Below are 15,354 nucleotides of genomic sequence, written 5' to 3'. Positions count from 1 at the left end.
ATGAACATTGTCGGACAAATGAAAGAACAGCTGAAAGAAGAAATTCGCCAGGCGGCGGTGAAAGCCGGGCTCGTTTCGGCTGATGAGCTGCCGGACGTCTTGCTGGAGGTGCCGCGCGACAAGGCGCATGGCGATTACTCGACGAACATCGCCATGCAGCTTGCCCGCATTGCGAAAAAGCCGCCGCGGGCGATTGCCGAAGCCATCGTCGGGCAGCTTGATCGCGAGCGCGTATCGGTGGCGCGCATTGAGGTGGCGGGGCCGGGATTTATTAACTTTTACATGGACAACCGCTATTTGACGGCGGTCGTGCCGGCGATTTTGCAGGCGGGACAAGCGTATGGCGAATCGAACGTCGGCAACGGGGAAAAAGTGCAAGTGGAGTTCGTCTCCGCCAACCCGACCGGCGACTTGCATTTGGGCCATGCCCGCGGCGCGGCGGTCGGCGATTCACTTTGCAACATTTTGGCGAAAGCCGGGTTTGACGTGACGCGTGAATACTATATTAATGACGCCGGCAAGCAAATTTACAATTTAGCGAAATCGGTCGAAGCCCGCTATTTCCAGGCGCTCGGTGTCGATATGCCGTTGCCGGAGGACGGCTATTACGGCGACGACATTGTCGAAATCGGCAAAACACTTGCTGAGGAATATGGTGATCGGTTCGTCCACGCCGATGAAGAGGAACGGCTTGCTTTCTTCCGCGAATACGGCCTTCGTTATGAGCTCGACAAAATTAAACAAGATTTGGCCGCATTCCGTGTTCCGTTCGACGTCTGGTACTCGGAAACATCGCTTTATGAAAGCGGCAAAATCGACGAAGCGCTTTCCACTTTGCGCGAGCGCGGCTACATTTACGAGCAGGACGGGGCGACATGGTTCCGTTCGACGGCGTTTGGGGACGACAAAGACCGCGTCTTAATTAAGCAGGACGGCACGTATACGTACTTGCTTCCGGACATCGCCTACCACCAAGACAAGCTGCGGCGCGGATTTACCAAGCTGATTAACGTTTGGGGAGCGGATCACCACGGCTACATTCCGCGCATGAAAGCGGCGATCGCCGCGCTCGGCTACGATCCGGAGGCGCTCGAAGTCGAAATCATCCAAATGGTGAACTTATACCAAAACGGCGAGCGCGTCAAAATGAGCAAGCGCACCGGCAAGGCGGTGACGATGCGCGAGCTGATGGAAGAAGTCGGCGTCGATGCCGTCCGCTACTTCTTTGCGATGCGCTCGGGCGATACGCATTTGGATTTTGACATGGACTTGGCCGTGTCGCAGTCGAATGAAAATCCGGTTTACTACGTCCAATACGCGCATGCCCGCGTCTCAAGCATTCTCCGCCAAGCGGAAGAGCAAAACGTGTCGTACGAAGGCGACCTCGCTTTGCATCATTTAGTGGAGACGGAAAAAGAAATCGAGCTGCTCAAAGTGCTCGGCGACTTCCCGGACGTCGTCGCCGAGGCAGCGCTCAAGCGGATGCCGCACCGCGTCACCGCCTATGCGTTTGAGCTGGCTTCGGCGCTCCATAGCTTCTACAACGCGGAAAAAGTGCTTGATTTGGACAACATCGAAAAAACGAAAGCCCGCCTCGCGTTGGTGAAGGCGGTGCAAATTACGCTGAAAAACGCGTTGGCGTTGATCGGCGTTTCCGCCCCGGAACAAATGTAACAGATGCAACAAAGGAGGGGAGCGACTGCTTCCCTTTTTGTCTGGGCATCATAAGGAAAAACAACGATGGAGGATTTGCTTGTGAAAGAAGTGGCGCTGTCGCTTGTCACCGGCATCGTTGTCGGTTTTTTGTTCACGCTGTTCCGCCTGCCGATTCCGGCCCCTCCGGCGTTGGCTGGCATTGCCGGCATTGTTGGAGTGTATCTCGGGATGCGGCTGTTTCAATGGTTGACATTGTTTTGGAAATGAATAGAAGATACAGGATGGCCAACTGATTCAATCCCGGCCGGCGCCCGCAGCGATCTCACATCGCCAACATGGAGCCGGCCGGGTTTTTTGTTTGGCGGTTTCGGCCGGGATTCCTTTGCCCTTTTGTCCGGGCGTTCGTCCAAGCGCCGGGTTTTGCACGAAAAAAGGCTGATTTTGCCAAGTTCCTCCTCGGGGAAAGCCGCTGTTAGGCGGGTTGGTGATGAACATCGCCGGCTTTTTTCGTGTTGCCTACAACCAGGCGGAAATCAGCTGGGAAATCGATTCTTTGCCGCGGTCAAGGAGCGAACGCTTCCGCCAAAAATCGAGCGTCAGCGGCTCGGCGCGCGTCAGGTCGCGTTGGATCGCCCGCTTGACCACCTGCGTGAACGCGCGGTCGAATACATAGCAGTTGATTTCGCCGTTGAGAAACAGACTGCGCCGGTCAAAGTTGGCGGTGCCGACATCGCACCATTCCTCATCGACGACAATCGTTTTGGCGTGGTAAAATCCTTGGTAAAAGCGGTAAATGCGCGCTCCGGCCTTCAGCATTTGATAAAAATACGGGTAAGCGGCCTCGCGGACAAATAAATGGTCCGCCCGCAGCGGCACAATGACCGTGACGCGCACCCCGCGCCGGATCGCGCGCATAAGCTCGTCAAACAACGGCCGGCTCGGGATAAAGTAGGGGCTGCCGATCATAATTTCTCGTTTTGCCTGCCGGATCGCATCGATATACTGCTCTTCAAGCGCGGCGCCGTCAGTCGCGACAAGCTGGTGGCGGATGGCGCCGGCGTGAAGGGGTGGGAAGTAGCGGCGTTTGTCAGCGACGGTTTTGCCCGTCGCCTCCTCCCAATCGTGCAAAAATTGTTCTTGCAAGTCGTGCACCCCTTCTCCGCTGATTTTTAAGTGATAGTCGCGCCATTCTCCGATGTTAGCGTCCTTTCCACTGTATTCGCGGCCGATGTTAAAACCGCCCATATACCCGACCTTTCCATCGATGACCGTAATTTTTCGGTGGTTGCGGCGGTTGAGGCGGTAAATGAAAAACGGAAAGCGTGGCGGGCGGGCGTAGGCGAATTCGACGCCGCTTGCCTTCAGCGAACGGATGAGCGTTTTCGGCAACCCGAGGCTGCCGACCCAGTCCGTCAACAAGCGCACTTCCACCCCTTCCGCCGCTTTTTCCTTTAAAAGTTGGAAAAATGGCGCCGTCGTTTCGTCATGCTTGATGATATAAAACAAAATATGGATATGATCGCGGGCGCGGCGCAGCTCGGCAAAATAATCGGCAAATAAATGCCGTCCATTCACATACAAGGCCATATCGCTCCGCCGCTTTGGGTACACGACTTTTTTGCGCCCGTTGCGGAGGATCAGCCGGCCAAGCTTGTCATCAAGATAAACGAGTGCGAATATGATCACAATAACGGCAATGATGAGCATATTTTTCCCTCCTGTGCGTCGCTTCAGTACTTATTAATGTGTCCTACAACGCGCAAAAATAGCAGAGCGGACACCCGCTTCCGCCCTGTCCTCGTTCTTCGCTGCTTGACGTTCCGCTGCACGGGCCCGGCAACGGCAAAATTCTCATAAAAAGGCTATTGACTGAACGCTCATTCATTTGTAAAATAGACGTAAGTATAATTCCGAAAATTTCTTTTGTTATGGCAATACATTCGCTGAAAAGCGGGGGAAGGGGAGAGAAGATGAACGCCTTATTGTTGGTGAACTGGCTCGCGTTTTTGCTTGTAACCGCTTACGCCGTCTATTTGTTTGCGTATGTTGTCAAAACGCGGGCGATGTACATTAAGCTCGGCAAAAAGGTCGAGTTTGATGAAAAAGTGAATGAGCGGCTGCGTAACATTTGGGTCAACGTGTTTGGTCAGAAAAAGCTGCTCAAGGACAAAAAAAGCGGGATCATTCACGTCGTCTTTTTCTATGGGTTTATTCTCGTTCAGTTTGGCGCCATCGATTTTATCATCAAAGGGCTTGCGCCGGGGGCGCATTTGCCGCTTGGGCCGCTGTATCCAGGGTTTACGTTTTTCCAGGAAATCGTCACCCTGCTCATTTTGATCGCGGTGTTTGCCGCTTTTTACCGTCGCTATATTGAAAAGCTCGTCCGCTTAAAGCGCGATTTCAAAGCCGGACTTGTGCTCCTTTTTATCGGCGGACTCATGTTGTCCGTTTTGTTCGGCAACGGGATGAGCAGAATTTGGCACGGCGAAGAGGCGACATGGAGCGAACCGGTCGCCTCGCTCATCGCTGGCGCGTTTTCCTGGGTTGGGGAAACGGGGGCTGCGGCGCTCTTCTTTATCGCCTGGTGGGTGCATTTGTTGATTTTGCTGACGTTCCTTGTATACGTTCCGCAGTCGAAGCACGCCCACTTGATTGCGGCGCCCATCAACGTCTTTTTCAGCCGGCTGACGCGGCCGAAGCTTTCGCCGATCAACTTTGAAGACGAAAGCCAAGAGTCGTTTGGCGTCGGCAAAATTGAAGATTTTACGCAAAAGCAATTGATCGACTTGTACGCCTGTGTCGAGTGCGGCCGCTGTACGAGCATGTGCCCGGCGACCGGCACGGGGAAAATGTTGTCGCCGATGGATTTGATTTTGAAGCTGCGCGACCATTTGACCGAAAAAGGGGCGGTCGTCACGTCGCGGGCCCCGTGGGTGCCTGTGTTCGCCTTTAAAAACACGAAAGGCAACCAGCTGGCGTTCGCTGCGGCATCCGAGCAGGCGGCGGCGATTGAAATGCCGAGCCTCATCGGCGACGTCATCACCGAAGAAGAGATTTGGGCCTGTACGACGTGCCGCAACTGTGAAGACCAATGCCCGGTCATGAACGAGCACGTCGATAAAATCATCGATTTGCGCCGCTATCTCGTGTTGACGGAAGGGCGGATGAATCCGGATGCGCAACGGGCGATGACGAACATCGAACGTCAAGGCAACCCGTGGGGCTTGAACCGGAAAGAGCGGGAAAACTGGCGTGAGCTGCGCGATGATGTGCATGTGCCGACCGTCAAAGAGGCGGCGAAAGCAGGAGAGGAAATCGAGTATTTGTTCTGGGTCGGCTCGATGGGGTCGTATGACAGCCGAAGCCAAAAAATCGCCCTCGCCTTCGCCAAACTGCTGAATGAAGCAGGCGTCAAATTTGCGATTTTAGGCAACAAGGAGAAAAACTCGGGCGACACGCCGCGCCGGTTAGGGAATGAATTTTTATTCCAAGAGCTGGCGACGAACAATATCGCCGAGTTTGAAAAAGCGGGCGTCAAGAAAATTGTCACAATCGACCCGCACGCTTACAACACGTTCAAAAACGAATATCCGGACTTCGGACTGGACGCCGAAGTGTACCATCATACCGAATTGCTCGCCAAGCTCATTGAAGAAGGGCGCTTGGTGCCAAAATATCCGGTAAATGAACGCATTACGTTCCATGACTCGTGCTACTTAGGGCGCTACAATGACGTCTATGACGCACCGCGGAAAATTTTGCGCGCCATCCCGGGCGTCGAGCTTGTTGAAATGGAGCGCAACCGCGAGCGAGGAATGTGCTGTGGAGCCGGCGGCGGCCTCATGTGGATGGAAGAGACGACCGGCAACCGGATCAACGTCGCTCGCACCGAGCAGGCGCTTGCTGTCAATCCGACGGTCATCAGCTCTGGCTGCCCGTACTGCTTGACAATGCTGTCGGACGGCACGAAAGCGAAGGAAGTGGAAGATCGCGTCGCGACGTACGATGTCGCCGAACTGTTGGCGAAATCGGTGTTTGGCGAGGAAAAAGAAGAAGCCGCATCATAAAAATAGTTGCATAGACAATTTATATTTTTTAAAATAATAAGTATAATGAAAGGGGAGGTGTACAGCGGTACGCCTTCTCTTTCGCACTGCTATCGAGCGAGCGTTCAGTCTGTGTTTTTGTAATCGCTTTCTTATTCGAAAAAGGGGGAGAAGGAACCATGGGGAAAACAGTGATTGTGAGCGGGGTGCGCACCCCGTTTGGAAAATTGGGCGGCGCCTTGCAAGCGCTGTCAGCGCCTGAGCTCGGCGGCGTCGCCGTCAAAGAGGCGCTTGTCCGCGCCAACGTGAGCGCCGAACAAGTTGATCATGTCATTTTGGGCACCGTCTTGCAAGGCGGACAAGGGCAGCTTCCGTCGCGGCAGGCGATGCGCCATGCCGGCATTCCGTGGCACGTTCGCACCGAGACGGTGAACAAAGTATGCGCGTCCGGCATGCGCGCCGTGACGCTTGCCGATCAGCTCATCCGTTTAGGCGAGGCTGATATCATCGTCGCCGGCGGGATGGAATCGATGAGCAACGCCCCGTATGTGCTTCCGAAAGCGCGCTGGGGGCTGCGGATGGGCGACAGCACGGTGAAAGATTTAATGGTGTATGACGGCCTCACGTGCAGCTTCACCGGCGTTCATATGGGCGTCTACGGCGGGAATACGGCGAAAGAGCTCGGCATTACGAGGGAGGCGCAAGACGAGTGGGCGTACCGCAGCCATATGCGCGCCATTGCCGCCATCGAAGCCGGGCGGCTGGCGGAAGAAATCGTGCCGGTTTCGATTCCGCAGCGCAAAGGTGAGCCGCTTGTCGTTGAACGCGACGAGGCGCCGCGCAAAGATACGTCGCTTGAAGCGTTGGCGAAACTGAAACCGGTGTTTGACCCCGAAGGCACGATCACGGCCGGGAACGCCCCAGGCGTCAACGATGGCGCTGCCGCGCTTGTGTTGATGAGCCAGGAGCGCGCCGCCCGCGAGGGGCTCGAGCCGCTGGCGACGGTCGTCGCCCACACGGCCATCGCCGTCGAGGCGAAAGATTTCCCGAAAACGCCGGGGCTTGTCATCAACGAACTGCTCCGCAAAACAGGAAAGACCGTTGACGACATTGACTTGTTCGAAGTGAACGAAGCGTTTGCCGCGGTTGCGCTTGCCGCCATTCAAATCGCCGGGCTTGATCCGGAAAAAGTAAACGTCAACGGCGGCGCTGTCGCCCTCGGTCATCCGATCGGCGCGAGCGGGGCGCGCATCATCTTGACGCTCGCCCATGAGTTGAAGCGCCGCGGCGGAGGGCTGGGCATTGCCGCGATTTGCAGCGGCGGCGGTCAAGGCGACGCCATCTTAATCGAAGTATAAAGCATGGCCTGCCGCGTCATCGCGGCCGCGCGCCGTCGAGGCGTGACGCGTCATGCCGCCTGACGGCGTTGTCGCCATACAGGAGGCGGTTTGCTTGGCGGTGGGGCGGCCGCGGTTTTGGAATATGGATGGCCTGCCGCCTCCTTGGGCGCTGCGGCCGCTAGTTTGCGATCTGAGTTGTCCCGGGACGGAGCCAATAAACGAACAAGAGCGTTTGCGAATTTTTCTATATAGGGGGATCGAGTGATGGACGTCAAAACGATTATGGTCGTCGGCGCCGGACAGATGGGGTCAGGCATCGCCCAAGTATGCGCTGTCGCCGGCTATGACGTGTTGTTATACGACATTAGCGAAGCCCAACTCGATAAAGGGCTGGCCACTATCGACAAGCTGCTCGGCCGCCAAGTGGAAAAAGGCAAGATGACAGCCGAAGCCAAAGACGCCGCGCTGTCGCGGCTCGTCCGTTCCACCGACCTGCGTGATGCCGCCAAAGCGGATCTCATCATTGAGGCGGTCGTCGAAAACATGGATGTGAAAACGAAGCTGTTTGCGGAGCTCGACGAAATCGCCCGCCCGGAGGCGATCCTGGCCTCGAATACGTCGTCGCTGCCGATCACGGAAATCGCAGCGGCGACGAAGCGGCCGGAGAACGTGATCGGCATGCACTTTATGAATCCGGTGCCGGTCATGAAACTGGTCGAAATCATCCGCGGCTTGGCGACAGCGGATGACGTATACGAAACGATCGAGGCGGTCACCCGGAAGCTCGGCAAAGTGCCGGTCGAAGTGAACGATTTTCCAGGGTTTATTTCCAACCGTGTCTTAATGCCGATGATCAACGAAGCCATTTATGCCTTATATGAAGGGGTGGCGACGAAGGAAGCCATCGATGAGGTGATGAAGCTCGGCATGAACCATCCGATGGGGCCGCTCACGCTCGCCGACTTTATCGGGCTGGATACATGCTTGTACATTATGGAAACCCTTCACGAAGGGTTTGGCGATGACAAATACCGCCCGTGCCCGCTTTTGCGCAAATATGTGAAAGCCGGCTGGCTCGGCCGCAAGACAGGCCGCGGATTTTACACGTACGAATAAGCGCGGCGGCATCAGCCGGCAATCGGTTTCGCCCATATGCCGTTGAACCGCCTAAGCCATGCATGCGGCGGCGAGGCGGGCGGCGCCAAATGCAACATCGAGCCAGCAACAAGAGGAAGGGAGAGGCCATCTCATGCAATTTCGCTTTACCGAAGAGCAGGAAATGATGCGGCAAATGGTGCGCGAGTTTGCCGCAGCGGAAATTGCCCCGTTTGTCGAGCGCATGGAGCAAGGGGAATTTCCGCGCCCGATTTTAAAGAAAATGGCGGAACTCGGCTTGATGGGGATCACGGTTCCCGAGAAGTACGGCGGTGCGGGCATGGATTTCATTTCCTACATTATCGCCATTCATGAAATTTCGAAAGTAAGCCCGACAGTCGGCGTCATTTTGTCGGTGCATACATCGGTCGGCACAAACCCGATTTTGTACTTCGGCACCGAGGAGCAGAAGCAAAAATACGTGACAAAGCTTGCCCGAGGCGAATATTTGGGGGCGTTTTGCCTCACCGAACCGAGCGCCGGCTCGGACGCAAAAAGCTTGAAGACAAAAGCGGTGCGCCGCGGCGATGTGTACGTCTTGAACGGATCGAAAATTTTCATTACAAACGGCGGCGAAGCGGATACGTATATCGTATTCGCCCGCACGAATCCGGATGAAGCGGGCAGCCGTGGCATCTCGGCGTTCATCGTCGAAAAAGGAACGAAAGGGATGGCGATCGGCAAAGACGAGAAAAAAATGGGGCTGCACGGGTCGCGCACGGTGACGATTACGTTCGAGGATGCGGAAGTGCCGGCGGAAAACTTGCTTGGCCAGGAAGGAGAAGGGTTTAAAATTGCGATGGCGAACCTTGACGTCGGCCGAATCGGCATCGCCGCCCAGGCGCTCGGCATCGCCGAGGCAGCCGTCGAGCACGCCGTCGCCTATGCAAAAGAGCGGGTGCAATTTGGCAAGCCGATTGCCGAACAGCAAGGCGTCGCCTTTAAGCTCGCCGATATGGCGACAGCAGCCGAGGCGGCGAAATGGCTCGTCTACCGCGCCGCCTGGCTGCGCGCCCAAGGGCTGCCGTGCAGCAAAGAGGCGTCGATGGCAAAGCTGTTCGCTTCACAAGCCGCCATGGACAACGCCATCGAAGCTGTGCAAGTGTTCGGCGGCAACGGCTATACGAAAGATTATCCCGTCGAGCGGCTGTTCCGCGATGCGAAAATTACGCAAATTTACGAAGGAACGAGCGAAATCCAACGCATCGTCATCAGCAAGCATTTGTAGTCAGGCATGCTGATGAACCAATCCGAACCAGATGAGAAGGCTCTGTTCCTAGCTTTTCTGCCGTAGTCGGCAAGCCGTTCGCTTGCCGACTGGGCATGCGACAGCATGCCCTCCTCGAACAATGGACGTTTTGCGGGCAAATGGCATTTGCCCGCTGGCGTTCTTGTTCGAGGAAAGAGGCAGAAAAGCTTGTGTTCAGCCAGCTCATGATTGGCGATCGAATGAAATGGTGGAAATAGCTCTAAGCGCCGGGTTTTCGGAAGACCGAACAACGCCGCTTTCAGGGATCGAGGCATAAACATGGGGCTCTGTCTTTTGCGGCGTTTTGTGGTGCAACGGGAACTCACCAACAAGTTTATGTCTGTATCTGGAAGATGGTGATCACGCTGGCACGGGGGACGAGGATTTCGGATCCGACCTCCATGTCCCGTCTTTACTTTATCACCTAACAAGCTGGCACGGTGACAAGAAGAGCGAACAATGCCATGTAAAACAAAATTGCAACTTATATAGGAAAACGGGGGAATGAAACGATGAACTTTCGATTGAGCGAAGAACATGAAATGCTGCGAAAAATGGTGCGCGAATTTGCTGAAAACGAAGTGGCGCCGACAGCCGCTGAACGCGATGAAGAAGAGCGGTTTGACCGCAGCATTTTCAACAAAATGGCGGAACTCGGCTTAACCGGCATTCCGTGGCCGGAAGAGTACGGCGGCATCGGCAGCGACTATTTGGCGTATGTCATCGCCGTTGAGGAACTGTCGCGCGTCTGCGCTTCAACCGGGGTGACGCTCTCCGCCCACATTTCGCTCGCCAGCTGGCCGATTTACAAGTTCGGCACGGAAGAGCAAAAGCAGAAGTATTTGCGCGCCTTGGCGACCGGGGAAAAGCTCGGGGCGTACGGGCTGTCCGAGCCGGGGGCCGGGTCTGACGTCGCGTCGATGAAAACGCGCGCTGTAAAAGACGGCGACCATTACGTGTTAAACGGGTCGAAAGTATGGATCACCAACGGCGGCGAGGCGGAAATTTACGTCGTCTTTGCCGTCACCGACCCGGAAAAGCGGCATAAAGGAATCAGCGCCTTTATCGTCGAGAAAGGGACGCCGGGCTTTTCAATCGGCAAAAAAGAAAAGAAACTCGGCATCCGTTCGTCGCCGACGACCGAGCTGATTTTCGAAGATTGCCGCATCCCGAAAGAAAACTTGCTCGGCCGAGAAGGAGAAGGGTTCAAAATCGCCATGATGACGCTTGACGGCGGCCGAAACGGCATTGCCGCCCAAGCGGTCGGCATCGCTCAAGGGGCGCTTGACGCCGCGGTCGATTACGCCAAGCAGCGCGTCCAGTTTGGCAAACCGATTGCCGAGCAGCAAGGCGTCGCCTTTAAACTCGCCGATATGGCGACGGCGATTGAAGCAGCGCGGCTCTTGACGTATCAAGCGGCATGGCTTGAGTCAAACGGCCTGCCGTACGGCAAAGCGTCGGCGATGGCGAAGTTGTTTGCCGGCGACACAGCCATGAAAGTGACCGTTGAGGCGGTGCAAATTTTCGGCGGCAACGGCTACACGAAAGACTATCCAGTTGAGCGGTTTATGCGCGATGCGAAAATTACGCAAATTTACGAAGGAACGCAGGAAATTCAGCGTCTTGTCATCTCGCGCGCGTTGACGCGCGATTAACGCCGCGCCTCTGTTCAGCGGCGCCGCGGCGGCTGGCCGCCGTTTGCGCACCGCTCGGCACATCGATGGACTGGCGAAGCCGTCCATTCCGCTTTGCACTCTTAGCGCCCGCACCAACGGCGGGGGGAGCGGGCGCCGCTTCGCCGCCAAACGGGGATAGGGGGGAGAGGAACCGGTCATGAAAAAGCGGGAAGTAATCGCCTCAGTCAAAGACGAAAAGCTTGTGAAAAAACGGCGCAATGAAATGATTAAAGGCGCCATTTCGCTGTTTAAACAAAAAGGCTTCCACCAAACGACGACAAGGGAGATCGCCAAAGCGTCCGGATTTAGCATCGGCACGTTGTACGAGTACATCCGCAAGAAAGAAGACGTCCTCTATCTCGTGTGCGACCGCATTTACGACGAAGTGCGGGAGCGGACGGAACAAGACCTCGGTGCCCACCATGGCACGATCGAAGGGTTAAGGCGCGCCATTGCCCACTATTTCCGCGTTGTTGATGAACTCGATGATGAAGTGCTCGTCATGTATCAAGAAGTGAAAGCGCTAAGCAAAGAATCGCTGCCGTATGTGTTGAATAAAGAACTCGATATGGCGGCGATTTTCGAACATATTTTGCGCGCATGCGTTGAGAGCGGGGCGTTGCAGCTTTCTGAAAGCGAAATCCGCCTGTTCGCCCACAACATCGTCGTTCTTGGGCAAATGTGGGCGTTCCGCCGTTGGGTGCTGCGGAAAATGTATACACTCGATGAATATATCGAACTGCAAACCGAGTTTTTATTAAGGGGGATTATGGAGAAACAGCGAGTCTAAAAGGGGGAGAAGAAACGATGGCGCACATTTACCGTCCGAAGCATCACGTCCGCTTTGTGACTGCATCGAGCTTGTTTGACGGCCATGACGCCTCAATCAACATTATGCGCCGCATTTTGCAGGCGAGCGGCGCCGAGGTCATCCATTTAGGCCATAACCGTTCGGTCGAAGAAATCGTCAACGCCGCCATTCAAGAAGACGTGCAAGGCATTGCCGTCTCCTCGTACCAAGGCGGGCATATGGAGTTTTTTAAATATATGTATGACCTGCTTCAAGAGCGGGGCGCATCCCATATCCGCATTTACGGCGGCGGGGGCGGCGTCATCATCCCGCGGGAAATCAAGGAGCTGCACGAGTATGGCATCGCCCGCATTTTCTCGCCGGAAGACGGCCGACGCCTCGGCCTGCAAGGAATGATTAACGTCATGCTTGAAGAATGCGATTTTCCGACCGTGACTGCCGTGACCGATGAAATCGAACGGCTCCAAACCGGCGATGTGCAAGCCGTGGCCCGGCTCATCACGCTGTGCGAATACCGCGCCGAGGCGACGGATGAGGCGGCGGCCGCCGCTGAAGCAGCGATTGCGCAAGTGAAGACGATGGAAAAGCGTGTGCCGGTCCTCGGCATCACCGGCACGGGCGGGGCGGGGAAAAGTTCGCTCACCGATGAGCTCGTGCGCCGCTTTTTAAATGAAATTCCGGATATCAAAATCGCCATTTTGTCCGTCGACCCGACGAAACAAAAAACGGGCGGGGCGCTGTTAGGCGACCGGATCCGGATGAATGCCATCCATTCGCCGCGCGTCTATATGCGGAGCCTTGCGACGCGCCATTCCCGCTCTGAGCTGTCGCCGGCGATCCGCGACGCCATTTCGGTCGTCAAAGCGGCCGGTTTTGATCTCGTCATTGTCGAAACGAGCGGGATCGGCCAGGGCGATGCCGCCATTACCGAAGTATGCGACGTTTCGATGTATGTGATGACAAGCGAATTCGGAGCGCCAACGCAGCTTGAGAAAATCGATATGATCGATTACGCCGATTTGATCGCCATTAACAAGTTTGAACGCAAAGGCTCGGAAGATGCAAAACGGCAAGTGCAGAAGCAGTATCAACGAAGCCATCAGCTGTTTGACCGCGATCTATCGGAAATGCCGGTATACGGCACGATCGCCAGCCAGTTTAACGACCCGGGCACGAATACGCTTTTTGTCGCACTTGTCGATACGATCAACCGGAAAACGGGAACGAACTGGAAGACGAATTTGAAAACCGTTGCCAACGTTGAAAAGCATAACGTCATCATCCCGAATGAGCGCCGCTACTATTTGCGCGAAATCGCGGAGACGGTCCGCTCGTACCACCGCCGCGCCGAGCAGCAAGTCGAGGTGGCCCGACGCCTCTTCCAAATCGAAGGGGCCATCGAAGCGGCGAAGGAACGGGACGAAGCTGAAGACGTGATCCGCGCGCTCGAAACGCTCAAAGCCGATTACGAAGCGAAGCTGACGCCCGAATCGAAGCGCATTTTGGCGACATGGGAAGAGACGAAAGCGAAATATGCGGCGAAGACATTCGTGACAAAAGTGCGGGACAAAGAAATTGTCACCGAACTGACGACGAAAACGTTGTCCGGTTTGGACATTCCGAAAGTCGTCTTGCCGAAATTCAAAGACTACGGGGAAATTTTGCGCTGGGTGTATAAAGAAAACGTCCCCGGCTCGTTCCCGTATACAGCCGGCGTCTTCCCGTTCAAGCGCCAAGGCGAAGACCCGAAACGGCAATTTGCGGGCGAAGGGACGCCGGAGCGCACAAACCGCCGCTTCCACTATTTGTGCAAAGAAGACAAAGCGAAACGGCTCAGCACGGCGTTTGACTCGGTGACGCTTTACGGCGAAGATCCGGACTACCGGCCGGACATTTTCGGCAAGGTCGGCGAAAGCGGCGTCAGCGTTTGTACGCTCGATGACATGAAAAAACTGTACAAAGGATTTGACTTGTGCGATCCGCTCACCTCGGTGTCGATGACGATCAACGGCCCGGCCCCGATTTTGCTGGCGATGTTTATGAACACGGCGATTGACCAGCAAGTCGAGAAAAAAGAGGCCGAGCTTGGCCGCCCGCTCACGCCGGAAGAGTACGAACAAGTGAAAGCGTATACGCTGCAAACGGTGCGCGGCACGGTGCAAGCCGATATTTTAAAAGAAGACCAAGGGCAAAATACGTGCATTTTCTCAACCGACTTTGCCTTGAAAATGATGGGCGACATCCAAGAGTATTTCATCAAGCACCGCGTCCGCAACTATTATTCGGTGTCGATTTCCGGCTACCATATCGCCGAAGCCGGCGCCAACCCGATTACGCAACTGGCGTTTACGCTTGCGAACGGCTTTACGTATGTCGAGTATTACTTGAGCCGCGGCATGCACATTGACGATTTTGCGCCGAACTTGTCGTTTTTCTTCAGCAACGGCCTCGATCCGGAATATTCGGTCATCGGCCGCGTTGCGCGCCGCATTTGGGCGGTCGTCATGCGCGAAAAATACGGCGCCAACGAACGAAGCCAAAAACTGAAATACCATATTCAAACGTCCGGCCGTTCGCTGCACGCGCAAGAGATTGACTTTAACGACATTCGCACGACGCTGCAGGCGCTGTTGGCGATTTACGACAATTGCAACTCGCTGCACACGAACGCCTATGACGAAGCGATCACCACACCGACCGAGGAGTCGGTCCGGCGGGCGATGGCGATCCAGCTCATTATTACAAAAGAGTTTGGCTTGGCGAAAAACGAAAATCCGCTTCAAGGGTCGTTCATTATCGAAGAGCTGACCGACCTAGTGGAAGAAGCGGTGCTGCAAGAGTTCGAACGGTTGAACGACCGCGGCGGCGTGCTCGGGGCGATGGAGACGCAATATCAGCGCGGCAAAATTCAAGACGAGTCGCTTTATTACGAAACGAAAAAACATAGCGGCGAGCTGCCGATCATCGGCGTCAATACGTTCTTAAACCCGAATCCGCCGTCAGAGGAGGAGCTGAACAACATCCAGCTCGCCCGGGCGACGTATGAAGAAAAAGAGACGCAAATCCGCAATTTGCGCGAATTCCAAGAGCGGAATAAAGACAAAGCCGGTCCAGCGCTCGAACGGCTGAAGCAAGTGGCGACAAGCGGCGGCAACATTTTCGAAGAATTGATGGAAACCGTGAAAGTCGCCAGCCTCGGGCAAATCACCCGCGCCTTGTACGAAGTCGGCGGGCAATACCGGCGGAATATGTAGAACGGCGCAAACGTTGCCAAGAGGAGAAAAGGAAGAGACGCCGGTTCAAGAGGAACGAAGGCCGTCCCGCCTGCAGGGGCGGCTCTCTTTTGCTTTTTTCGCCAAATATGTAGCATAAACCCCGACAATTTGTTTATAATGAATGGTATGTATTCCACTTGCATTCA

The 15,354-nt window shown here is 55.5% G+C and carries 10 protein-coding genes; 9 read left to right on the top strand and 1 reads right to left on the bottom strand.

The features are described 5' to 3' along the window. Positions 1 to 1,674, top strand: coding sequence for an arginine--tRNA ligase (gene argS / locus CV944_RS04565; RefSeq protein ID WP_033010744.1), 1,674 nt, complete (start codon positions 1 to 3; stop codon positions 1,672 to 1,674). Positions 1,675 to 1,755: 81 nt separating this feature from the next. Beyond that, complete coding sequence (locus CV944_RS04560; protein WP_100659073.1) at positions 1,756 to 1,923, top strand: XapX domain-containing protein; 168 nt, start codon at positions 1,756 to 1,758, stop codon at positions 1,921 to 1,923. A gap of 249 nt (positions 1,924 to 2,172) precedes the next feature. Here CV944_RS04560 and cls read toward each other — a convergent pair whose 3' ends face one another. Continuing rightward, positions 2,173 to 3,363: a cardiolipin synthase gene (gene cls / locus CV944_RS04555; RefSeq protein ID WP_033010745.1), complete on the bottom strand. Its 1,191-nt coding sequence runs from the start codon at positions 3,361 to 3,363 to the stop codon at positions 2,173 to 2,175. Between the two features lie 263 nt (positions 3,364 to 3,626). Here cls and CV944_RS04550 point away from each other — a divergent pair, with 263 nt between their 5' ends. From CV944_RS04550 to icmF, 7 genes are all read left to right on the top strand, one after another. Next, complete coding sequence (locus CV944_RS04550; RefSeq protein ID WP_100663892.1) at positions 3,627 to 5,723, top strand: (Fe-S)-binding protein; 2,097 nt, start codon at positions 3,627 to 3,629, stop codon at positions 5,721 to 5,723. Positions 5,724 to 5,881: 158 nt separating this feature from the next. Continuing rightward, positions 5,882 to 7,060 (top strand): acetyl-CoA C-acetyltransferase, encoded by a 1,179-nt coding sequence (locus tag CV944_RS04545; RefSeq protein ID WP_033010747.1) that lies wholly within the window; start codon positions 5,882 to 5,884, stop codon positions 7,058 to 7,060. A 246-nt stretch (positions 7,061 to 7,306) separates the two neighbouring features. After that, positions 7,307 to 8,158: a 3-hydroxybutyryl-CoA dehydrogenase gene (locus CV944_RS04540; RefSeq protein ID WP_033010748.1), complete on the top strand. Its 852-nt coding sequence runs from the start codon at positions 7,307 to 7,309 to the stop codon at positions 8,156 to 8,158. Positions 8,159 to 8,291: 133 nt separating this feature from the next. Next, complete coding sequence (locus CV944_RS04535) at positions 8,292 to 9,425, top strand: acyl-CoA dehydrogenase (protein WP_033010749.1); 1,134 nt, start codon at positions 8,292 to 8,294, stop codon at positions 9,423 to 9,425. Positions 9,426 to 9,958: 533 nt separating this feature from the next. Next, the gene (locus tag CV944_RS04525) at positions 9,959 to 11,101 is read left to right on the top strand and encodes an acyl-CoA dehydrogenase (protein WP_100663890.1); all 1,143 of its coding nucleotides are present in this window, start codon (positions 9,959 to 9,961) and stop codon (positions 11,099 to 11,101) included. Between the two features lie 178 nt (positions 11,102 to 11,279). Then, positions 11,280 to 11,912: a TetR/AcrR family transcriptional regulator gene (locus CV944_RS04520; RefSeq protein WP_063210992.1), complete on the top strand. Its 633-nt coding sequence runs from the start codon at positions 11,280 to 11,282 to the stop codon at positions 11,910 to 11,912. A gap of 17 nt (positions 11,913 to 11,929) precedes the next feature. Continuing rightward, on the top strand, positions 11,930 to 15,187 hold the full coding sequence (gene icmF / locus CV944_RS04515; RefSeq protein WP_100659064.1) for a fused isobutyryl-CoA mutase/GTPase IcmF: 3,258 nt from the start codon (positions 11,930 to 11,932) through the stop codon (positions 15,185 to 15,187). Positions 15,188 to 15,354: the final 167 nt, after the last annotated feature.

It is taken from the genome of Geobacillus sp. WSUCF-018B, assembly GCF_002809985.1.
Taxonomy (GTDB): domain Bacteria; phylum Bacillota; class Bacilli; order Bacillales; family Anoxybacillaceae; genus Geobacillus; species Geobacillus thermophilus.
This window is presented reverse-complemented; position numbering and strand designations above follow the sequence as displayed.